Source organism: Bradyrhizobium sp. SZCCHNS3052 (assembly GCF_032484495.1).
Classification (GTDB): Bacteria; Pseudomonadota; Alphaproteobacteria; order Rhizobiales; family Xanthobacteraceae; genus Bradyrhizobium.
In genome coordinates this window covers 109,673-129,664 of record NZ_JAUETB010000010.1, presented here as the reverse complement: position 1 = coordinate 129,664, position 19,992 = coordinate 109,673, and the positions used below count along the sequence as shown (strand labels likewise).

21 protein-coding genes are annotated in these 19,992 nt (G+C 66.0%); 11 read left to right on the top strand and 10 right to left on the bottom strand.

All coding sequences use genetic code 11. The features are described from left to right. Nucleotides 1-159 precede the first annotated feature (159 nt). The 4 genes from dxs (at nt 160) to QX073_RS25970 (ending at nt 4,824) form a co-directional block, all read left to right on the top strand. Nucleotides 160-2,085, top strand: coding sequence for a 1-deoxy-D-xylulose-5-phosphate synthase (dxs, locus tag QX073_RS25985; protein WP_315715543.1), 1,926 nt, complete (start codon nt 160-162; stop codon nt 2,083-2,085). Between the two features lie 29 nt (nt 2,086-2,114). After that, nucleotides 2,115-2,675, top strand: coding sequence for a nucleoside 2-deoxyribosyltransferase (locus QX073_RS25980; protein ID WP_315715542.1), 561 nt, complete (start codon nt 2,115-2,117; stop codon nt 2,673-2,675). 183 nt (nt 2,676-2,858) lie between these two features. Continuing rightward, complete coding sequence (locus QX073_RS25975; protein ID WP_316185988.1) at nt 2,859-3,596, top strand: TlyA family RNA methyltransferase; 738 nt, start codon at nt 2,859-2,861, stop codon at nt 3,594-3,596. Next, nucleotides 3,589-4,824, top strand: a complete 1,236-nt coding sequence (locus tag QX073_RS25970) for a class I SAM-dependent RNA methyltransferase (RefSeq protein ID WP_316164257.1) — start codon at nt 3,589-3,591, stop codon at nt 4,822-4,824. Before QX073_RS25975 ends, QX073_RS25970 begins: the two co-directional genes overlap by 8 nt. 199 nt (nt 4,825-5,023) lie before the next feature. Here QX073_RS25970 and QX073_RS25965 read toward each other — a convergent pair whose 3' ends face one another. Continuing rightward, nucleotides 5,024-5,596, bottom strand: a complete 573-nt coding sequence (locus QX073_RS25965; RefSeq protein ID WP_315752056.1) for a septal ring lytic transglycosylase RlpA family protein — start codon at nt 5,594-5,596, stop codon at nt 5,024-5,026. Nucleotides 5,597-5,795: 199 nt separating this feature from the next. Between QX073_RS25965 and QX073_RS25960 the strand changes: the two genes are divergently transcribed. Further along, nucleotides 5,796-6,638 carry a nucleotidyltransferase domain-containing protein gene (locus tag QX073_RS25960; RefSeq protein ID WP_316185987.1) on the top strand — a complete coding sequence of 281 codons (843 nt, stop codon included), beginning with the start codon at nt 5,796-5,798 and terminating at the stop codon, nt 6,636-6,638. A 64-nt stretch (nt 6,639-6,702) separates the two neighbouring features. On the opposite strand, the gene QX073_RS25955 is transcribed toward QX073_RS25960, so the two are convergent. After that, nucleotides 6,703-7,557, bottom strand: coding sequence for a DUF1194 domain-containing protein (locus QX073_RS25955; protein WP_316185986.1), 855 nt, complete (start codon nt 7,555-7,557; stop codon nt 6,703-6,705). Between the two features lie 226 nt (nt 7,558-7,783). Between QX073_RS25955 and clpS the strand changes: the two genes are divergently transcribed. Beyond that, nucleotides 7,784-8,089: an ATP-dependent Clp protease adapter ClpS gene (gene clpS, locus QX073_RS25950; protein WP_315715536.1), complete on the top strand. Its 306-nt coding sequence runs from the start codon at nt 7,784-7,786 to the stop codon at nt 8,087-8,089. 59 nt (nt 8,090-8,148) lie between these two features. On the opposite strand, the gene QX073_RS25945 is transcribed toward clpS, so the two are convergent. From QX073_RS25945 to fabI, 4 genes are all read right to left on the bottom strand, one after another. Beyond that, complete coding sequence (locus QX073_RS25945; RefSeq protein WP_316185985.1) at nt 8,149-9,324, bottom strand: adenylate/guanylate cyclase domain-containing protein; 1,176 nt, start codon at nt 9,322-9,324, stop codon at nt 8,149-8,151. 58 nt (nt 9,325-9,382) lie between these two features. Next, nucleotides 9,383-10,468 (bottom strand): chorismate synthase, encoded by a 1,086-nt coding sequence (gene aroC, locus QX073_RS25940; RefSeq protein WP_315715534.1) that lies wholly within the window; start codon nt 10,466-10,468, stop codon nt 9,383-9,385. 112 nt (nt 10,469-10,580) lie between these two features. Next, complete coding sequence (locus QX073_RS25935) at nt 10,581-11,180, bottom strand: histidine phosphatase family protein (RefSeq protein WP_315715533.1); 600 nt, start codon at nt 11,178-11,180, stop codon at nt 10,581-10,583. 12 nt (nt 11,181-11,192) lie between these two features. Then, nucleotides 11,193-12,026, bottom strand: coding sequence for an enoyl-ACP reductase FabI (gene fabI, locus QX073_RS25930; RefSeq protein ID WP_315752061.1), 834 nt, complete (start codon nt 12,024-12,026; stop codon nt 11,193-11,195). A gap of 206 nt (nt 12,027-12,232) precedes the next feature. On the opposite strand from fabI, the gene QX073_RS25925 reads away from it, so the two are divergent. Further along, nucleotides 12,233-12,721 (top strand): sigma-70 family RNA polymerase sigma factor, encoded by a 489-nt coding sequence (locus QX073_RS25925; protein ID WP_315752062.1) that lies wholly within the window; start codon nt 12,233-12,235, stop codon nt 12,719-12,721. A gap of 91 nt (nt 12,722-12,812) precedes the next feature. Then, nucleotides 12,813-13,586, top strand: a complete 774-nt coding sequence (locus QX073_RS25920) for an anti-sigma factor (RefSeq protein WP_315828081.1) — start codon at nt 12,813-12,815, stop codon at nt 13,584-13,586. Between the two features lie 369 nt (nt 13,587-13,955). Here the strand turns inward: QX073_RS25920 and QX073_RS25915 are convergent, their stop codons facing one another. Together QX073_RS25915 and QX073_RS25910 are read right to left on the bottom strand one after the other, a co-directional pair. Beyond that, nucleotides 13,956-14,918 (bottom strand): DnaJ C-terminal domain-containing protein, encoded by a 963-nt coding sequence (locus tag QX073_RS25915; protein ID WP_315828080.1) that lies wholly within the window; start codon nt 14,916-14,918, stop codon nt 13,956-13,958. A gap of 112 nt (nt 14,919-15,030) precedes the next feature. Next, on the bottom strand, nt 15,031-15,435 hold the full coding sequence (locus QX073_RS25910) for an RT0821/Lpp0805 family surface protein (RefSeq protein WP_315715528.1): 405 nt from the start codon (nt 15,433-15,435) through the stop codon (nt 15,031-15,033). 125 nt (nt 15,436-15,560) lie between these two features. Between QX073_RS25910 and pdxH the strand changes: the two genes are divergently transcribed. Then, nucleotides 15,561-16,211, top strand: coding sequence for a pyridoxamine 5'-phosphate oxidase (gene pdxH, locus QX073_RS25905; protein WP_315715527.1), 651 nt, complete (start codon nt 15,561-15,563; stop codon nt 16,209-16,211). 139 nt (nt 16,212-16,350) lie between these two features. Then, nucleotides 16,351-17,103 carry an SDR family oxidoreductase gene (locus tag QX073_RS25900; RefSeq protein ID WP_316226606.1) on the top strand — a complete coding sequence of 251 codons (753 nt, stop codon included), beginning with the start codon at nt 16,351-16,353 and terminating at the stop codon, nt 17,101-17,103. A gap of 256 nt (nt 17,104-17,359) precedes the next feature. Here QX073_RS25900 and QX073_RS25895 read toward each other — a convergent pair whose 3' ends face one another. Beyond that, nucleotides 17,360-17,578, bottom strand: coding sequence for a hypothetical protein (locus tag QX073_RS25895; RefSeq protein ID WP_409998659.1), 219 nt, complete (start codon nt 17,576-17,578; stop codon nt 17,360-17,362). A gap of 391 nt (nt 17,579-17,969) precedes the next feature. After that, nucleotides 17,970-18,947 (bottom strand): magnesium transporter CorA family protein, encoded by a 978-nt coding sequence (locus tag QX073_RS25890; protein ID WP_316226605.1) that lies wholly within the window; start codon nt 18,945-18,947, stop codon nt 17,970-17,972. 343 nt (nt 18,948-19,290) lie between these two features. On the opposite strand from QX073_RS25890, the gene QX073_RS25885 reads away from it, so the two are divergent. Beyond that, entirely contained in the window at nt 19,291-19,971 is a 681-nt protein-coding gene (locus QX073_RS25885; protein WP_011925214.1) for a L,D-transpeptidase, read from the top strand. Nucleotides 19,972-19,992 lie beyond the last annotated feature (21 nt).

The window sequence follows — 19,992 nt, the reverse complement described above, 5'->3', positions numbered from 1 at the left end:
ACTTACATCACATAGATCGATCCCAAACCCGGCTAGTCTTCGGACTGCGGCTTCGATCCGCGCGGATGTGACCTTCAAGACCTCAGGTTTCGCCGCCCGTTACGATGAACCTCTCAGATGTCGGCCCTTGAACCCGACCTGCAAAATTGGAATGTCACCGTGACCACATTTAGTAAGACGCCGCTTCTCGACACCATCAAGACCCCGGAAGATCTGCGCCGGCTGAAGGTCGAGCAGGTCCGGCAGGTCGCCGACGAATTGCGCCAGGAGACCATCGACGCGGTCTCGGTGACCGGCGGCCATTTCGGCGCTGGTCTCGGCGTGGTCGAGCTGACCACGGCCATCCATTACGTGTTCGACACCCCGCGTGACCGCCTGATCTGGGACGTCGGCCACCAGGCCTACCCGCACAAGATCCTGACCGGACGCCGCGACCGCATCCGCACCTTGCGCACCGGCGGCGGCCTCTCCGGGTTCACCAAGCGCGCCGAGAGCGACTACGATCCGTTTGGCGCTGCGCACTCGTCGACATCGATTTCCGCCGGCCTCGGCATGGCCGTTGCCCGCGACCTGTCGGGCGGCAAGAACAACGTGATCGCCGTGATCGGCGACGGTGCGATGTCCGCCGGCATGGCCTATGAGGCCATGAACAATGCCGGCGCGATGAACTCCCGCCTGATCGTGATCCTCAACGACAACGACATGTCGATCGCGCCGCCGGTCGGCGCCATGTCGGCCTATCTGTCGCGCCTGTACTCGGGCAAGACCTACCGAACGCTGCGAGATGCCGCCAAGCAGCTCGGCCAGCATCTGCCCAAGGTGATCGCCAACCGCGCCAGCCGCGTCGAGGAATATTCCCGCGGCTTCATGATGGACGGCGGCACGCTGTTCGAGGAGCTCGGCTTCTACTACGTCGGCCCGATCGACGGCCACAACCTCGACCATCTGCTCCCCGTCCTGAAGAACGTCCGCGACATGGAGACCGGCCCGATCCTGGTCCACGTCGTGACCCAGAAGGGCAAGGGCTACTCGCCCGCGGAAGCGGCGGCCGACAAATATCACGCGGTGGCCAAGTTCGACATCGCCACCGGCACCCAGGCGAAGGCCAAGCCGAACGCGCCGGCCTATCAGAACGTGTTCGGCCAGAGCCTGGTCAAGGAAGCCGAGAAGGACGACAAGATCGTCGGCATCACTGCCGCGATGCCCTCGGGCACCGGCATCGACATCTTCGCCAAGGCGTTCCCGAAGCGCACCTTCGACGTCGGCATCGCCGAGCAGCACGCCGTGACCTTCGCCGCCGGCCTCGCAGCCGAGGGCTTCAAGCCGTTCTGCGCGATCTACTCGACCTTCCTGCAGCGCGGCTACGACCAGATCGTCCACGACGTCTGCATCCAGAGCCTGCCGGTGCGCTTCGCCATCGACCGCGCCGGCCTGGTCGGCGCCGACGGCGCGACCCATGCCGGCTCCTTCGACAACGCCTATCTCGGCTGCCTGCCGAACATGGTGATCATGGCGGCCTCCGACGAGGCCGAGCTGGTGCACATGGTGGCGACCCAGGTCGCGATCAACGACCGGCCGAGCTCGGTGCGCTATCCGCGCGGCGAAGGCCGCGGCGTGGAAATGCCCGAGGTTGGCGTTCCGCTGCCGATCGGCAAGGGCCGCATGATCCGCCAGGGCAAGCAGGTCGCCCTGCTCTCGTTCGGCACCCGGCTTGCCGAGTGCGAGAAGGCCGCCGACGAGCTCGCCGCCCATGGCCTGTCCGCCTCGATCGCCGATGCGCGCTTCATGAAGCCGCTCGATGAGGAGCTGGTGATGAAGCTCGCCCGCGAGCACGACATCCTGATCACGATCGAGGAAGGCTCGATCGGCGGCTTCGGCTCGCACGTGATGCAGTATCTGTCCGACCAGGGCATGCTGGACGGCGGCCTGAAGATGCGTTCGATGGTGCTGCCCGACGAGTTCCAGGACCACGACACGCCGGCAGCGATGTACGCGCGCGCCGGGCTCGACGCCAAAGGCATCGTCCGCAAGGTGTTCGAGGCGCTCGGCAAGGATTACACGACCGAGTCGGTCAAGCTCGCCTGAGGCGAGCTTGCGTCCCGCAGTGGTGAGCCATGAAGATCTATCTGGCAGGTCCCGACGTGTTCCTGCCGGATGCCATTGAAATCGGCCGGCGGAAGGTCGCGATCTGCGACCGCCACGGCCTGATCGGCCTCTACCCCCTCGACAACAGCATCGACCTCGCCTCCTCCGACGCCTCGCGCCAGATCTTCCATGGCAACGAGGCGATGATGGACGACGCCGATGCCATCATCGCCAATCTCACACCGTTCCGCGGGCCCGGCGCCGATGCCGGCACGGTCTATGAGTTCGGCTACATGGCCGGCTCCGGCAAGCTGTGTCTCGGCTACTGCAACGACCCGGCCGTCTACGCCGATCGTGCCCGGCGCTTCACGGCGGTGACGGAGCAGGACGGTCGCCTGGTCGATGGCGAAGGCCTGACTGTCGAGGATTTCGGCCTGCCCGACAATCTCATGATGATCCACGCGCTCGAGCTACGCGGCGCTCCGCTCGTCGCTCCACGCGAACGCCCTGCGGACGTCTGGCATCATCTGGCAGCGTTCGAGACCTGCGTGAGATTGGCGGCGGAGCGGCTGGCGACGAGGACGGTTTGATCCCGGGCCCCTCCGAAGCCGCGAATACGCACGAACAGCTTGCAACACCCGTCATTGCGAGCGAAGCGAAGCAATCCAGGGCTACAAAGGAGGTCTGGATTGCTTCGTCGCTTCGCTCCTCGCAATGACGGAGTTCAAAATTCATTGCGTCGCCCTCATCTCACCTATCTCGCGATCCGGCCCATGACCCCTGCCCGCAAACGTGCTGACATCCTCCTCGTCGAACGCGGCCTGTTCGAGAGCCGCGCGCGGGCGCAGGCGGCGATCGAGGCGGGGCTCGTGTTCGCCAACGACAAGCAGGTGGGCAAAGCCTCGGAGAACATTCCCGCCGACGCCGTCCTGCAGGCCGAGCCGGCGCATCCCTGGGTGTCGCGTGGCGGCGTCAAGCTGGCGGCGGCGCTGGAGCATTATGGCATCGAGGTCGAAGACCATGTCTGCCTCGATGTCGGTGCCTCCACCGGCGGCTTCACCGAGGTCCTGCTGGCGAATGGCGCGGCGCTCGTGTTCGCGGTCGATGTCGGCCGCGACCAATTGCACCCATCATTGCGCAATCACCCGAAGATCATCTCGATGGAGCAGACCGACATCCGCAGCTACGACGGCAAGCGCCTGCCGCAGCGCCCCGACGTCGTCGTGATCGACTGCAGCTTCATCTCGCTCAAGGCGGTGCTGCCGGTCGCGCTATCACTCGCTGCCTCGCCGATGAGCCTGCTGGCGCTGATCAAGCCGCAATTCGAGGCGCAGGGAAAGCACGGCAAGGGCGGCATCATCAAGGATGCAGCGGTGCACGCCGCCGTCTGCGACGACATCGCCACCTTCGCCGCCTCGCTGGGCTGCAGTGACATCGAGATCTTCCCATCATCGATCAAGGGCGGCGACGGCAACGCCGAATTCTTCCTGGGAGCGCGCCGCCATGGTTGAGCGTCTCGTCATCGACCATGTCGGCCATCGCGGCGATGGCGTGTCGCTGTCATCAGGCGAGGCGCTGTACGTGCCCTACACGCTGGCCGGCGAGACCGTCCAGGCGGCCGTCGTGCCCGGGCATCCCGATCGCCGCAAGCTGCTCGCCATGGAGGCGGCGAGCTCCGAGCGGATCGCGCCGTTCTGTGCGCATTTCGGCGTGTGCGGCGGCTGCGCCATCCAGCACTGGGCGCCCGGGCCCTATCAGCATTGGAAGCGCAACATCGTCGTCGAGACGCTACGGGCCGCCAAGGTCGATTGCGAAGTGGCCGATCTGATCGATGCCCACGGCGCCGGCCGGCGCCGCGCCACCTTCCACGCCCGGATGGGCACGCACGAGGTTCTCCGCGTCGGATTCTCGGCAGCCAACAGCCACGACATCGTGCCGATCGACCGCTGTCCGATCCTCGATCCTGCTCTGGATGGTGCGCTGGAAGCCGCATGGGCGCTGGCGGAGGCGCTGAAGCCGACCGGCAAGCCGCTCGACATCCAGGCGACCGCGACCAGCAACGGCCTCGACATCGACATCCGCGGCTCCGGCCCGCTGCCGCCGCCGCGCATCGCGGCCCTGTCCCGCCTCGCCGAACAGCACCGGCTGGCGCGGCTGACGCGCCATGGCGAGCTGGTGCTGATGCGCAATGCGCCCGTGGTTACGATGGGGACGGCACAGGTGACGCTGCCGCCCGGCTCGTTCCTGCAGGCCACCGTGCAAGGCGAGGAGACGCTGGCGCAATTGGTGATGGAGCGGATCGGCAAAGCCAAGCACGTCGCCGACCTGTTCTGCGGCGTCGGCCCGTTCGCGCTGCGGCTCGCCACGCGGGCGCGCGTCACCGCCATGGACAATGATGCCGGCGCGATCGCGGCGCTGCAAAGGGCGTCTGGCACGCCCGGCCTCAAGCCGATCAAGGCCGAGGCGCGCGACCTGTTCCGCCGCCCGCTGATGCCGCCGGAATTGCGCGACATCGACGCCGTCGTGTTCGATCCGCCGCGCCAGGGCGCTCAGGCGCAGGCCAGGCAACTCGCGGCCAGCAAGGTGCCGGTGATCGTCGCGGTGTCCTGCAACGTCACGACGTTCGCGCGGGATATGCGCATGCTGATCGACGGCGGCTACAAGCTCGAGACCGTGGTGCCGGTCGACCAGTTCCGCCACACCCCGCATGTCGAGCTGGTGGCGAGGCTGGTGCGGTGAGCACCGTCAACGGATTTATGAGCGAGATCGGCTTTTTCGGGGAGCGCCAAGCGTTGCCCCTGCAATGACGCACGGAGCTCGCGCATCACGCTCGGTGCGCCCCCTCGCCCCGCTTGCGGGGCGAGGTCGACTGAGAACGCCGCTGACTATGAGCACGAACTCGTAGGCGATCGACCAGCGATGTCGCCTATCCGATGCGCTACCTCACCACGCTGACCTTCACCGGCGCGACGCCGGAGTTGACCATGCCGAGCGCCTGCGCGGCTGAGTAGGACACGTCGACCACCCGCCCCTGCACGAACGGTCCGCGATCGTTGACGCGCACCACCACGGAGCGGCCGGTCTTGACGTTGGTGACCTGCAGGCGGGTGCCGAACGGCAGGCTGCGATGCGCGGCCGTCAGCTCGGAGGGATTGAAGCGCTCGCCGCTCGCGGTCTTCTGGCCTTCCGAATAGTAGCTGGCGAGACCGGACGCTCCGGAGTGCGCCGGCGGCGGGCTGGGCTCGGCCCGCCGGACGCGCACCACTGACTCCGGCGCCTTCTCCGCGCGCTGCACCTGCGGCCGAAATTCGGCTCCGGCTTGCTTCGTCGGCGCCGCCCAGCGCGCCTGCCGGACCGCCGATGATTGCGCGCAGGCTGCGAGCGAAGCCGCCGCCGCACACACCAGCGCTGCCCTGAGAAGTTGGCAAGCGAGCCCTGCACGCGGACCTTGGATGACTGACGAGCGCCTGACGCGCTGCGCGGGACGTGCTGTCCGGTCGATGATACGCATGTTCTGTGCGCCTCCGCCTCAATCCGCTCATGGTCGCGGCCCAATCGCGGCGGCACGGTGGCAAAGGGAAACTTGCGGGAGATGCAACCCCTGGTTTTTGGGAGATTGTGGCTCAATGGCAACAGATCAGCCTGAACAGCGGCCTTGTGGAGTTTTTCCACGCAAGAACTTCATACTGTCATCCTGGGAGAACACGTGAATGCCTGACCCGCTGCTGACCCGCATCGTCGGCGAACTTGCCGATGTCCCGGGACTGCGCGCCATCGCGCTCGGTGGATCACGTGCGCGCGGCACCGCGCAGGCGGGCTCGGACTACGACGTCGGGCTCTACATCGCATCCAGGCACGGCCTCGACACCGACGTGCTGCGCGAAGCAGTGCGGCGGCTCGTCGACGACCCGCAAACGCTCGAACTGACGGCGGTCGGCGGCTGGGGACAGTGGATCGTCGGCGGCGGCTGGCTCAGAATCGACGGGCACAAGGTCGACCTGCTCTATCGCGAGATCGATGCGGTCGGCGGCGTGATCGACGACTGCCGGAAAGGGCGGATCGAGATGCACTACCAGCCAGGCCATCCGCATGGCTTCGTCTCGGCGATCTGGATGGGCGAGGTCGCGCTCTGCCGCCCGCTGCACGATCCCGCGCAACTGCTGGCGGGGCTGAAGTCGCGCTGCACGCCCTATCCGCGCCGCCTGCGCGACGCGATTATTGCGCGCTTCCACTGGGAGATCGCATTCAGCATCGATAATGCCGAGTTGGCTGTCGGGCGTGGCGATCATACCCACGTCGCGGGCTGCGCCTATCGCGCCCTCGCCTGCCTTGCGCAGGTGCTGTTTGCGGTCAACGGGCGCTACCTGATCAACGAGAAGGGCGCGCTCATGGAGGCCGCGACGTTTGGACTGGCACTCGCCGATCTCGCGGCGCGCGTGGAGCTCATCTGGCAATCGATCGGCAATGGCGAATTCGGTGCGGCGCTCCGCAGCCTGCGGGAGGTCGAGGCCGAATTGAAACAGGCGTTGGTCCATGCTGCGACGGCCAGCTGAGATCGGCGCCTTACCAATCAAGTCTCCCCGCGCGCGCGTCTGCTCGGCAGCCTGGGCCTGCGGGTCACCGCCCCCAGCGGTCCTGCCAGATCTTCTCGCCGATCGTGCAGGACACGCGCGGCTCCTTGTCGGCATCGTCGGCGACAGGCACGATCCACGGCGGAGGTGAGCGTCCGGCAACCTCCATCAGCAGCTTGGTGCGGATGGCTTCCTTGAACTCGTCGCGGCTCTTGATGGTGACGACGAACGAGCCGTGGCCGCCGGTGACGCAATCCTTGTAGTAGAGATCGAGGTTCTCGATATCCATGGTCGAATAGGACGGCTCCTTGACCATGATCGGCAGGCCGTTGATCGTGATGCCCTTGTCGACGGCCTCGTCGCGCGCGATCGTCACCGGTGAGGGACCATTGTTGTTGGGCCCGTCGCCGGAGATGTCGATGACGCGGCGCAGTCCGCGGTAGGGATTCTCATCGAACAGCGGCATGGCGAAGTAGATCGCGCCGGAGATCGAGGTGCGCGACGCCCGGCGGATCGGCGTCTTCATGATCTCGGCGGCGACGGCGTCGGCACTTTCCGGTCCGTCGATCAGGCGCCATGGAATGATGATCTTCTGGTCGCTCGAGGCCGCCCATTCGAAATAGGTCACGGCGATCCTGCCGTGCACGCCGCTCTTCAGCGCCTGCAGGAACTCGCGCGAGCTGAGCGCCTGGGCGTAGCCTTCGCGCTGGATCGCCAGCTCGTCCAGGTCCATCGAGTAGGACACGTCGACGGCGAGGATCAGTTCGACGTCGACGGACGCTTCCTTCTCGCTCAGCTGCTGCGCCGGCTGGGCCCTCGGCGCTGCCACGACGGTGGCTACGTCGCCGCCGGCCAAGGCGCCCGCCAGACACGCCACCCCGATCGAGATCCACCAGCGCATGAGCTGCCCTCCAATCGCGTCTGATGATGGTGACATGCAATCCGCAGAGCGCAAAGCGGGAACGCACACATCCATTCACATTCCGGTTAGTCCCCTGGGGTTTGCCCGGATGTCAGGCAGCCGCGTGCGCCCATCGCGCAAGGCATGCAGCCCGTGGTTTCCCGGAGCGGCCGAAGCCTGTATCGTGGCGTGACTGCCGCATCCGGAACACAGGCACGCCCTCAGAATGAACGATGCCGTCACCAAGCCCAAAACGAAGGTACGCACCAAGACCGAGCGTCCGCGGCTCTACAAGGTGATCCTCGTCAACGACGACTTCACGCCGCGCGATTTCGTGGTGATGATCCTGAAGGCGGAATTCAGCATGACCGAGGACCAGGCCTACAAGGTCATGATCACGGCGCATAAGCTCGGCGTCTGCGTGGTGGCCGTGTTCACCAAGGACGTCGCCGAGACCAAGGCGACGCGCGCGACCGATGCCGGCCGCGCCAAGGGATACCCGCTGCTGTTCACCACCGAGCCGGAGACCTAGAGCATGATCTTTCGGAAAACCGGTTTCCACCTTTCCGGATCGTGCTTCAGGCCGGAGAACTAATCCTCTTCGCGAAGCCCGAACACGCGCTGCTCCGTCGCAAGGCCCGCGATCGGGAACGCGCCGAGATCGGTCCATGGTTCGGCACAGGCTCCGGCGAAAGTCTCCGAGGCGACCACGGTGCGCCTCAGCCGCGCGGCGATCTTCTCCAGCCGGGCCGCAAGATTGACGGCCGGACCGATGCAGGTGAAATCGAGCCGGTTGCCGCCGCCGATATTGCCATAGAGCAGCCGTCCGACATGCAGCGCGACGCCGAAGCGGAAGCGTTCCCCGGTGCCGCCGGCCGCGTAATCGAGCGCATCGACGCGGGCCCGCGAGGCGCGCGCCGCCGCAAGGACGCGGGCGCAGACCTCGGTCGGATCGCCGCCCTGCTCGCGAAACGGAAACACGGCGAGCAGGCCGTCGCCCATGAACTTCAGCACCTCGCCGCCCTGCTCGCGGATCGGATCGACCTGGCAGTCGAAATAGTGGTTGAGGATCGCCACCACGTCCTCAGCCGGCAGGCGATCGGACAAGGGCGTGAAGCCGCGCAGATCCGACAGCCAGATCGCCGCATCCAGCGTATCGGTATGGCCTCGGCGGATCTGGCCGCCCAGGATGCGCTCGCCGGCGCGGTTGCCGACATAGGTGTCGAGCAGCATCGAGGCCGTACGTCGAAGCGTGACGATCTCGGTGTAGCGCGCCAAAGCCGGCATCAGCGAGCGAATTGCATTCAGATGCGCGTCGGTGAAGCCTGTTGGAGATTTGGTGGTCCAACTCGACGCGTGGACCGCACGGTCGATGAAGGTCAAAGGTAGAGTGAAATAGTCGGTCACGCCTTCGGCCCGCAGATCCATCAGGATCGGAAAGAGCTCGGCTTCCCGATCGCGAGGATCGGCCCTGAACTCGGTCCCCTGCTCGAACACGCGCGCAAGCGGGCTGTCCCTGTAGGCCGGCGTACTCTCGAAGCCGAAATCGACCGAGCCCATCTCGACCTCCGCTCCCTGGCGCCAGATGAAGCTGCGGCCGGCGATATCAGGATGAAGGGTGCGGACGAACACGCCCACGCGCCACAGCGGCACGCCGAGCCCGACCAGACGATCGCAGCATTCGGACATCATCTGGCTCGGCGTCGCCGCGGAACGCGCGCCGTCGACCAGCCAGTCCTTGATGTCCCGCAGCTTGGAAGTGTCCATGGGACGACACTAGGCGAGCAGCGTGGCAACAGCAAACAGCCGCGGCGGCAGCGTGCGGCTACCCCACCTGGCCGCGGTGGCGCAGCAGATGATCGGCCAGCACACAGGCCATCATCGCCTCGCCGACGGGAACCGCGCGGATGCCGACGCAGGGGTCGTGACGGCCCTTGGTCAGGATCTCGGTCTCCTGGCCTGAGCGGTCGACGGTCTGGCGCGGGGTGAGGATCGACGAGGTCGGCTTGACCGCGAAGCGCAGCACGATCGGCTGTCCCGTGGCGATGCCGCCGAGAATGCCGCCGGCATTGTTGGAGAGGAAGCGCGTGCCGTCATTGGCCGAGCGCATCTCGTCGGCGTTCTCCTCGCCGGTCAGCTCGGCCGCGCCGAAGCCGGCGCCGATCTCGACGCCCTTCACGGCGTTGATGCTCATCATCGCCGCGGCGAGATCGGCATCGAGCTTGCCGTAGAGCGGCGCGCCAAGTCCCGCCGGCACGCCCTCGGCGACGATCTCGAGCACGGCGCCGATCGACGAGCCGGACTTCCTGATGCCGTCGAGATAGTCCTCGAAGAACGCCGCCTTGTCCTTGTCAGGGCAGAAGAAGGGATTGCGCGCGACCTCGTCCCAGTCCCAGTTGCCGCGATCGATCTTGTGCGGACCCATCTGCACCAGCGCACCGCGCACCTTCACGTCGGGCAGGACCTTGCGCGCGATCGCGCCGGCGGCGACGCGCGTCGCGGTCTCGCGCGCCGAGGAACGACCGCCGCCGCGATAGTCGCGCAGGCCGTATTTGGCCTCGTAGGTGAAGTCGGCGTGACCGGGACGAAACTTGTCCTTGATCTCGGAATAGTCCTTGGAGCGCTGGTCGGTGTTCTCGATCAGGAGCGCGATCGGCGTGCCCGTGGTGACCTGCACGCCCGTGTCGGGATCAGCCATCACGCCGGACAGGATCTTCACCTGGTCCGGCTCCTGGCGCTGGGTGGTGAAGCGCGACTGGCCGGGACGGCGGCGGTCGAGATCGCGCTGGATCTCGTCGGCGGCGAGCGGGATCCGCGGCGGACAGCCGTCGACCACGCAGCCGATGGCCACGCCATGGCTCTCGCCGAAGGTGGTGACGCGGAACATGTGGCCGAAGGTGTTGAAGGACATGAGCTGATCACCCAACCGGAAAAACCATCATTCCGGGATGGTCAAGGACCAGACCGGACTCTCGAGATTCCGGGTTCGCCTCCGCGAGGCGCACCGGAACGACGGAGACAAACTAACTGTACTTCTCGAACCCGTTCTCGCCGAACACATAGACCGCGCCCTGCTGGATCGGCAGGTCGACGGCGCCGTGCGGCGTCTCGAAGCCCAGCGCGACCATCAGCGCCCGCGCCGTGCCGCCATGGGCGACCGCCACGATATCGCCAGACAGCCCATCGTACCAGTCGCGCACGCGGCGCTCGACGTCGGCATAGGTCTCGCCGCCCTCGGGCGCCAGCGACCATTTGTCGGTCAGCCGCCTGGCATAGAAGGCGGGATCGGCCGCCTGCATTTCCGGCAGCGTCGCCCCTTCCCATTTGCCGTAGCCGATCTCGCGCAGCCGGGCATCGAGCGCATAGCCCTCGGCTGGCAGGCTCAGGGTCTCACGCACCAACTCCATGGTCGCGCGGGCGCGGCTGAGGGGGCTAGCGACGTAGGGCAGGCGCGCCGCATCATGGCCGTTGCGCGCAGCGAGCTCGGCCAGGATGTTGCCGGCCTGCACCGCCTGCACCCGCCCGAGCGCGTTCAGCGGAATGTCCTGCGTGCCTTGCAGCCGGCCGAGCGCATTCCATTCCGTCTCGCCGTGGCGGATGTAGTAGATCGTGGGCCGTGGCATTGCGCGTTGACGTTATTCCTTGGCGCCGACGGAATTGTTCAGCGAGATGTCGGGCGCCTCGGGCCGCTTCATGCCGACGACATGATAGCCGGAATCGACGTGATGCACCTCGCCGGTGACGCCGCGCGACAGGTCGGACAAGAGATACAGCGCGCTGTCGCCGACCTCGTCGATGGTCACGGTCCGGCGCAGCGGCGCGTTGTATTCGTTCCACTTCAGGATGTAGCGGAAGTCGCCGATGCCCGAGGCGGCCAGCGTCTTGATAGGTCCTGCCGAGATCGCATTGACGCGGATGTTCTTCTCGCCGAGATCGGCGGCGAGATAGCGCACGCTGGCTTCCAGCGCGGCCTTGGCGACGCCCATCACGTTGTAGTGCGGCATCCACTTCTCGGCGCCGTAATAGGTCAAGGTGATGATCGAGCCGCCGTCGGTCATCAGCTTCTCGGCGCGCTGCGCGATCGCCGTCAGCGAGTAGCAGCTGATCAGCATGCTCTTGGAGAAATTGTCCTGCGTGGTTTCGATGTAGCGGCCGTCGAGCTGGTCCTTGTCGGAGAAGGCGATGGCGTGGACCACGAAATCGATCTGGCCCCACTTCTCCTTGAGCACGTCGAACACCGCGTCGATGGTCGTGGGATCGGTGACATCGCAATGGCCGAGCACGAGCCCGCCGAGCTCGGCCGCCAGCGGCTCGACCCGCTTCTTCAGCGCGTCGCCCTGGTAGGTCAACGCGATCTCCGCGCCGGCCGCGCGCGCGGCCTTGGCGATGCCCCAGGCGATCGAGCGGTTGTTGGCCACGCCAAGGACGACCCCGCGCTTGCCCTGCATCAAACCTGAAATCTGCGCCATGCGGCTTCCCATCGAACTGATTATTAAGGACTGGACGTACACCACCGGTCTGGCCCGGTACAGCCCCATTCCGCCCGCTCTGTGGCAAACTCCCCCGCAGGGCTTGCGGTCCGGAATACGCTGATCATCGCGGGGTTATGATCTTTGCAAGACGCCGGCTGCGGCCTGCGCCCTTGTCATCGCAGCGAACAGCCGCAGGGCATTCCATGAACGCGTTCCGCCAGAGCGTCGAGACCATGATTCCGGCACTGCGCCGTTATGCCCGGGCGCTGGCGCGCGACATGGACGCGGCCGACGAACTGGTCCAGGACACGCTGGTGCGGGCGCTGCGCTCGGAGCGGCTGTTCCTGGGCGGCGACATCAGGAGCTGGCTGTACACGATCCTGACCAATCTGAACAAGAACCGCCGGCGCTCCTTGGCGCGGCGGCCGCACTTCATGCCGCTCCAGGACGACAATGCCGACGCCAGCGGCACCGAGGCCGAGGGCCGGGACATCGAGCACGCGCTGGCGACCCTGGTGGAGGAGCAGCGCGCGGCGCTTCTCCTCGTCGTGCTCGAGGGCCTGAGCTACCGCGAGGTCGCCGACATCCAGGGTGTCCCAATCGGCACCGTGATGTCCCGCCTCGCCCGCGCCCGCGCCCATGTCCGTGCCGTGCTCGAGGGCGAGCGGCCGGCGCTGCGGAGGGTGAAATGACCACTGCACAAAAGCCGCCCTGCCATGTTCGGCTGCCCAAGCCTGCAGCGACCGCGCATCGCCGCAGCCGCCCGATTGCAACGAGATCCCGATGATGACCGACCCGACCATTCCCGTCACCGAAGACGAGCTGCACGCCTATGTCGACAACGAGCTGCCGGCCGAGCGCCGCAGCGACGTCGAGCGCTGGCTGGCCGCGCATCCGGCGGACGCCGAGCGGGTGCAATCCTGGCGCAGCATGGCTGAGGCGCTCCATGCCCGCTACGATTCGATCGTCAACGAGCCGGTGCCGCCGCGGCTCGACCTCGACGGCCTGGAGCGCCGGCCGCGGCGCTGGGTCGTCGCGGCCATGGCGGCAAGCGTGGCGGCCTTCGCGGTCGGCGGCGCGGTCGGCTGGGTCGCGCGTGGCGCCGCCTCCTCGCCGTCGCCGCTCCAGGCCCTTGCCGGCGAGGCGCTCGATGCGCACCGACTCTATGTCGTGGAGGTGCGCCATCCGGTCGAGGTTCCTGGCGACGAGAAGGCCCATCTGCAGCAATGGCTGACGCGGCGCTGCGGTCGCACCGTGCAGGCGCCGGAGCTGGAAACCACCGGGCTGAAGCTCGTCGGCGGCCGGCTGCTGCCGGGGCCGACCGGCCCGGCGTCCTTCCTGATGTACGAGAGCACCTCCGGCGAGCGCTTCACGGTGTATGCGACCAAGGTCGGGATCGAGGCGGCCGAGATGCGCTATACGACGCAGGGCAACACCGCTGCACTGTCGTGGGCGGAGCGCGGCGTCAGCTACGTCGTCAGCGGCGGCAGTGACCGGACGCGTCTCACCCAGGTCGCGCGCCTTGTTTATGACCAGACCGAACGGACGGGCGGCTAGCGGCGGACCATTGCCCGATTTCGCGAGGTGCCGGCCTCGGCGCGATTACGGCCGTGATCAGAAGCGTTTGCAGGATGGCCGCGAACGCTGCCCGAGAGGGTACTGATCCCCGCATGGCTCAGGCGGGCGACACGCCAGGGTCGGCGCCGCAATTCGGTCACCGGAAATCTGGAATCAGGTCACCGGCACGTCTCAATATAGCGCCAAATGTTCACGAAAAAATGAGGAGTGTTCGATCCGCCGATCGACACGGAAGCGGCCTCGATTGGGGTTTTGTACCGCGCTGGTCCCCCTTTCGAGGCCGCACTTTTTTCTCAGCTTTCCAGCTCGTCCTTCAGCTTTCAGCCGAGTCGTCCGCAACGCGCAACCTCAGGAGAGGTTGCTGCGCGGATTGTAGGGATGACGGTCGCGCCATTTGGTCATCAGGGCCTCGAGCTCGGCGTCGTTGCCATCGGGCAGCACGATCCGGGTGGTGACGAACAGATCGCCGGCCGAGCCGTCGCTCTTGGGCAGGCCCTTGCCCTTGAGCCGGAAGGTCCGGCCGCTGGAGGTGTTCTTCGGGATCGACAGCTCGACCGCGCTGCCGAGAGTCGGCGCCCTCACCTTGGCGCCCAGGACCGCCTCGTAAAGCGTGATCGGCAGATCGAGCCTGAGGTCGCTGCCCTCGACCTTGAAGAACGGATGCGGCGCGATCTGGATCGTGATCAGGAGATCACCCGGCCGGTGTCCGGGCGCGCTCTCGCCCTGCCCCTTCAGCCTAATCTGCTGGCCGGCGGTAACACCGGCGGGGACCTTGACGTTGAGCTCCTTGCCCGACGGCAGCCGCACCCGCTTCTCGCCGCCATTGACGGACTCCTCGAGCGAGACCGACATTGCAACCTTCAGATCGAGGTCGAGGCCGACACCGCCGGTGTCGAACTCGAACGAGCCGCCGCCGCCGCGTGCACCGCGCGCGCCGGCGCCGCCGAACATGCTGTTCAGAATGTCCTCGAATCCGCCACCGCCGAAGCCGCCGCCCGGCCCGCCGCCGCTGCGGAAGGTATAGCTCTCGAAGCCGCCACCCGGCCCGCCGCGGCCGGCGCCGCCACCCGGAAAGCCCTGGAAGCGCGGCTTGCCGTCAGCGTCGATCTCCCCGCGATCGAACTGCTTGCGCTTCTCCTCGTCGCCCAGGATCTCGTTGGCCGAATTGATCTCGGCAAACCGCGCCGATGCCTTCGGGTCATCCTTGTTGCTGTCGGGATGATGCTTCTTGGCGAGCTTGCGATAGGCGCTCTTGATGGCCGCAGCGCTGGCGCTTCGCGGCACCCCCAAGACCTCATAGGGGTCGCGCATCCGTCACGTCTCCTTACAGAAAGTCAGATACTAACCTATGGGCTCCCCGCCCGCTTCGCATTTCATCTGGGGAGTCCGTTGTATTTTTGCAACGGGTTCCAGACGACCCCCGCTAGCTTTGCTGCCAGGGTTTGAGCGTCTGGATGTCCCAGCGCCCACGCTCGATACGGCACGCCGAGCCCTGCAGCCAGCGTTCCGTCTTGCCGTTGACGTAGCTCGCCAGGAAATCGCGGCACGTGCGGCCGTTGTCGGCCGTGTAGGACTTGGCGATCGGCGTCACCGAGCCGCGGGCGCCGGTCTGGGGATTCTGCCACGGCTGGCTGGAATCCTTGCTCCCCTTGGTCAGCACGTCCGACGCGGCGTTGCGGGCAAAAGCGAGATCGGCTTCGGTCGGCTCGCGCTCGGGCGGCGAGCTGACCGCGCCGGTGATCTCCGCATCGTCCATCTTGGCAAAGGCCGTTTCAGGGCGCGACAGGCTGCAGCCGCCGCCGGACAGGCCGATTAGAATGAGTGTCAAAGCCGTGCCGGCATGACCGATCGCGGATAGGCCAAGCCGGACCGATGCCCTATATAGGGCCGGACCAGAATGGACTTGCACGCGCCTGGCCGCGGGTGAACGCAAAACTCGGACTCCCCATACACATGACCGACCCCACGAGCATCAAACACCAGACAACCTTAACATCCGGTACATCGGCCGATTTTACCCAGGCCGGCGAGCCGTTTGCGCTGTTTGCGGCGTGGTTTGCCGAAGCCGGCAAGAGCGAGCCCAACGATCCGAATGCGATGGCGCTGGCAACGGTCGACGACAGCGGGCTGCCTGACGTGCGCATGGTGCTGATGAAGGGCTATGACGAGGACGGCTTCGTCTTCTACAGCCACAAGGCCAGCCAGAAGGGCCGCGAGCTCGCCGCCAATCCGAAGGCCGCGCTGCTGTTTCACTGGAAATCGCTGCGCCGCCAGGTCCGCATCCGCGGCCTCGTGGCGCCGGTGACCGACGAAGAGGCCGACGCCTATTTCGCGACCCGGCCGAAGCAGGCGCAGCTCGGCGCCTGGGCCAGCAAGCAGTCGCAGCCGCTGGAGAGCCGCTTCGCGTTCGAGCAGGCGATCGCCAAGGTCGCCGCGCAATACATCATCGGCGAGGTGCCGCGCCCGCCAGGATGGAGCGGCTGGCGCATCACTCCCGTCAGCATGGAGTTCTGGCACGACCGGCCATTCCGCCTGCACGACCGCATCGAATTCCGGCGCGAGGCTTCGGGCCGGCCGTGGACCAAGGTGCGGATGTATCCGTAGGGGATCGCCGCGCGGGCTTGCGCCCGGCCTCCAGGCGTCCGATACGCCAACGAATCGCCATCGCGCGCGTGAATCAGGCGCCGAACGCACAACCATTGTGGTAAGTTGATCCCGTCCGGGATCGTGAAAGACGCAGTTCATGCCGACCTCTTCCAATCAGCCACGGCGCACGATGCTGCTGACCGGTGCCAGCCGCGGCATCGGCCATGCCACCGTGATCCGCTTCTCCTCAGCCGGCTGGCGCGTCCTCACCTGCTCGCGGCACCCCTTTCCCGAAGAATGCCCGTGGGGCGCCGGCCCCGAGGACCACGTCCAGGTCGACCTGTCCGATCCCCAGGACACCGTGCGCGCGATCGCCGAGATCAAACAGCGGATCGACGGCGGCGAGCTGCACGCGCTGGTCAACAACGCCGCGATCTCGCCGAAGGGCGCCGGCGGCGCCCGGCTCGGCACCGTCGACACCGACCTCGACACCTGGAATCACGTCTTCCGCGTCAACTTCTTCGCGCCGATCATGATGGCGCGCGGCCTGATCAACGAGCTGAAGGCGGCCAGGGGCTCCGTCGTCAACGTCACCTCGATCGCCGGCTCGCGCGTGCATCCCTTCGCCGGCGCGGCCTACGCGACCTCCAAGGCGGCGCTGGCCGCCCTGACCCGCGAGATGGCGTCGGATTTCGGCCGGGTCGGCGTTCGCGTCAACTCGATCGCGCCGGGCGAGATCGACACCTCGATCCTGTCGCCGGGCACCGAGAAGATCGTGCAGGAGCAGATCCCGATGCAGCGCCTCGGCACGCCCGACGAGGTCGCCAAGATCATCTACGTGCTGTGCACGGAGACCAGCTCCTACGTGAACGGCGCCGAGATCCACATCAACGGCGGCCAGCACGTCTGAGCCATTCGGCGCAGAGACGGTTGCCCGTGTTCGATTTGGTTCATGGCGGCTTGCCACGTTCGGCAAGTTCCCGATGACCGCGCGAAGGCGTGATTAACGCCATCTCCGAAGATCGATACGGACCTACCGACCACCACAAACAAGACAGCGCTCCCGGAGGGAACGCTGTTCATGGGATGGGATCGGCGTACTGAATTTCCAGTCGCTGGCTGCGCGGGCGGCATTGCCTAAATACCGTCCGGTCGAGAACGGTCGTTCAGCCTTCGCACACCAAACCGCGCAGAATCTGCGCGGCGCGCCAGCGCAGGCGGTCGGACTCGACGTTGAGGGCGCTGGAGCAATCATCGTCGCGCTCGTCCTCCTCGAGATCGGCGCCGCAGTAGCGGCAGGTGCGCGGCGACAGCGCATGGGCCACGACGATGTCGGCGCGGCTGCGCTGATAGCTGGCAAGATCGATCACGTTGTTCGATGCCATTATGCGTTTCTCAATCATTGCCGCCGCCTCTTGGATAAGGCGCGATGAACGCGCCCTCGAGCTCTGCCTTGCATGCCACGCGCCGAGGCGCTCGTTGTTTGTCATGCTGGTGCAGATTTATCGCAGAGAAGTTTCGATCAAACGTTCAGCGTTCCCATCAAATTTTACCTGAGGAATTGGGGCGGCTTTGCAGCGGCATTGCAGCCGGCCTAACAAGTATTTCCCATTATGTGTTGCATCTCACCGCTTGTGTCACCTGAGGTGCATAGCGACGGACTCTGTCCCGCTGCTAACAACGGGGCGCGAATGAGGCATCACTTGGAATGACGGCACAATGCCGCAGGCATCGCCCAGATCTGTCGACAGAGCCTGGATTTTCAGGCCCGCGGCACTACAGCCACTTCTTCAATTTGAAGATGTAGTACGGCACGATCGCGCATATCAGCATCAGCACCAGCGCCATCGGATAGCCGTGCACCCATTCGAGCTCCGGCATCATCTTGAAGTTCATGCCGTAGATCGATGCGATCAAGGTCGGCGGCATCAGCACCACCGCCATCACCGAGAACAGCTTGATGATGTTGTTCTGCTCGAGGTTGACGACACCGAGCATCGCATCCAGCACGAAGGTGATCTTGCCCGCGAGATAGGACGCGTGGTCGGTCAGCGAGGCGACGTCGCGCTGCATGGTCTTGAGCTGCTCGCGCATATCCTTCGACCACTTCACGCCTTCGACGACCGCAGAGAGAAACGTGACGAGACGACCGATCGACACCAGGCTCTCACGCACCTTCGAGGTCAGGTCGCCCTTGCGCCCGATCGCGATCAGGATCTGCGAATACTGCTTGGCGTGCCCGTGACGCTCATTGTTCGGCTCGAAGATCTCGTGGCTGACCTGGTCGATATCGGCCCCGACCTTCTCGAGAATGTCGGCGCAGCGGTCGATTACCGCATCGAGCAACTCCATCAGCACCATCTCGCCGGTGATCCCGGGCGCACAGTTGCGAGCGAGCTTTGCCTCCACCACGGCGAACGGTCGCGGCTGGTCGTAGCGGACCGTCACCAGACGGTGGCCCGCCAGGATGAAGGTGACGGCGGTGGTCCTGGGCATATCGGAGTCCGAGTGGCACATCAGCGTAGCCGTCATGTAGCGGGCGCCGTTCTCGATATAGAGGCGGCTGGAGATCTCGATCTCCTGCATGTCCTCGCGCGTCGGCACCGCAATCCCGGCCAGCTTTTCGACGGCCCGATCCTCGGCACTGCTCGGGTTCACCAGGTCGACCCAGACCGCATTGTCCGGCAGAGCCGCGGGATCGGTGATCGCCGCCTTCTTCAGCGCGGTTTCGGACGGGACGAACACCGAGAACATGGACAAACTCCGAATCGCGAAACCTGAATTTCGGGGACTTAGCGGTGGGATGCTGCCGCCTTGTGACGCAGCTTGCGAGTCCGGTCCATCGGCTTTTCGCGCCAATGCTCCGCGGCCTCTCGCGCGGCGCCGCGGGGGAGCTGACCGTGCCATTCGAAGCACAGCTGTGGATGACTGCCCGCAACTTTGCGGCAAAAAAGCAACAATCGCGGCGCTGCAGCGTGACCTGTGCGTGTATCGGCTGGAATTGAGAACGATTTTGACGATAATGGGACATGTGGAATCGCGCTGCAGTGGCGCGGCCGTGTCATTGCAACGTCAGCTGTCGATTGGAATTGGTGACATGTCGCTGAAGGTGAAACTCGGACTCCTGGCCGCCGGCCTGATGCTGTCGGGCTGCATGCAGGCCACGACGTACGAGGCGACCAACACCCAGGCCTTCAAGCCGAAGGACAAGGAACTTCTCGCGAAGATCCGCTACACCAACACGCCGGTGGCCGAGCCCTATCGGCGCGCGATCGTCGACTATCACCGCAAGGAAGCTCCTGGCTCGATCGTCGTCGATTCCGACAGCCACTACCTCTATTACGTGCTGGATGGCGGCAAGGCGATCCGCTACGGCATCACCGTCGGCGAAGAGGCCATGGCCTGGTCGGGCATCGCCAAGGTCGGCGCCATGACCGAGTGGCCGGCTTGGCATCCGACCAAGGGCGAGATCGAGCGGCTGGGCGTTCCGACCTTCGTCGCCCCGGGCCCCGACAATCCGATGGGCTCGCGCGCGATGTACCTCTATGCCAACGGCAAGGACACGCTGTTCCGCATCCACGGCACCAACCAGCCGGAATATATCGGCGCCTCGATCTCCTCGGGCTGCATCCGCCTGACGAACGAGGACGCGATCGACCTCTATAACCGGGTGAAGGTCGGCACCATCGTCGTGGTACTCGATCCGAAGAAGGGTGATTCGCCCTACAAGCCGCAGATGGCGCTGCAGGGCGGCGGCACCTACGCTGCGATGCAGTGAGCCTCGGCTGAAGCCGGCACG

Coding starts and splice junctions, on each gene's coding strand:
- QX073_RS25980 (WP_315715542.1), top strand. CDS start 2,115: ATGAAGATCTATCTGGCAGGTCCCGACGTGTTCCTGCCGGATGCCATT.
- QX073_RS25975 (WP_316185988.1), top strand. CDS start 2,859: ATGACCCCTGCCCGCAAACGTGCTGACATCCTCCTCGTCGAACGCGGC.
- QX073_RS25970 (WP_316164257.1), top strand. CDS start 3,589: ATGGTTGAGCGTCTCGTCATCGACCATGTCGGCCATCGCGGCGATGGC.
- QX073_RS25965 (WP_315752056.1), bottom strand. CDS start 5,596: ATGCGTATCATCGACCGGACAGCACGTCCCGCGCAGCGCGTCAGGCGC.
- QX073_RS25960 (WP_316185987.1), top strand. CDS start 5,796: ATGCCTGACCCGCTGCTGACCCGCATCGTCGGCGAACTTGCCGATGTC.
- QX073_RS25955 (WP_316185986.1), bottom strand. CDS start 7,557: ATGCGCTGGTGGATCTCGATCGGGGTGGCGTGTCTGGCGGGCGCCTTG.
- clpS (WP_315715536.1), top strand. CDS start 7,784: ATGAACGATGCCGTCACCAAGCCCAAAACGAAGGTACGCACCAAGACC.
- QX073_RS25945 (WP_316185985.1), bottom strand. CDS start 9,324: ATGGACACTTCCAAGCTGCGGGACATCAAGGACTGGCTGGTCGACGGC.
- aroC (WP_315715534.1), bottom strand. CDS start 10,468: ATGTCCTTCAACACCTTCGGCCACATGTTCCGCGTCACCACCTTCGGC.
- QX073_RS25935 (WP_315715533.1), bottom strand. CDS start 11,180: ATGCCACGGCCCACGATCTACTACATCCGCCACGGCGAGACGGAATGG.
- fabI (WP_315752061.1), bottom strand. CDS start 12,026: ATGGCGCAGATTTCAGGTTTGATGCAGGGCAAGCGCGGGGTCGTCCTT.
- QX073_RS25925 (WP_315752062.1), top strand. CDS start 12,233: ATGAACGCGTTCCGCCAGAGCGTCGAGACCATGATTCCGGCACTGCGC.
- QX073_RS25920 (WP_315828081.1), top strand. CDS start 12,813: ATGATGACCGACCCGACCATTCCCGTCACCGAAGACGAGCTGCACGCC.
- QX073_RS25915 (WP_315828080.1), bottom strand. CDS start 14,918: ATGCGCGACCCCTATGAGGTCTTGGGGGTGCCGCGAAGCGCCAGCGCT.
- pdxH (WP_315715527.1), top strand. CDS start 15,561: ATGACCGACCCCACGAGCATCAAACACCAGACAACCTTAACATCCGGT.
- QX073_RS25900 (WP_316226606.1), top strand. CDS start 16,351: ATGCCGACCTCTTCCAATCAGCCACGGCGCACGATGCTGCTGACCGGT.
- QX073_RS25895 (WP_409998659.1), bottom strand. CDS start 17,578: ATGGCATCGAACAACGTGATCGATCTTGCCAGCTATCAGCGCAGCCGC.
- QX073_RS25890 (WP_316226605.1), bottom strand. CDS start 18,947: ATGTTCTCGGTGTTCGTCCCGTCCGAAACCGCGCTGAAGAAGGCGGCG.
- QX073_RS25885 (WP_011925214.1), top strand. CDS start 19,291: ATGTCGCTGAAGGTGAAACTCGGACTCCTGGCCGCCGGCCTGATGCTG.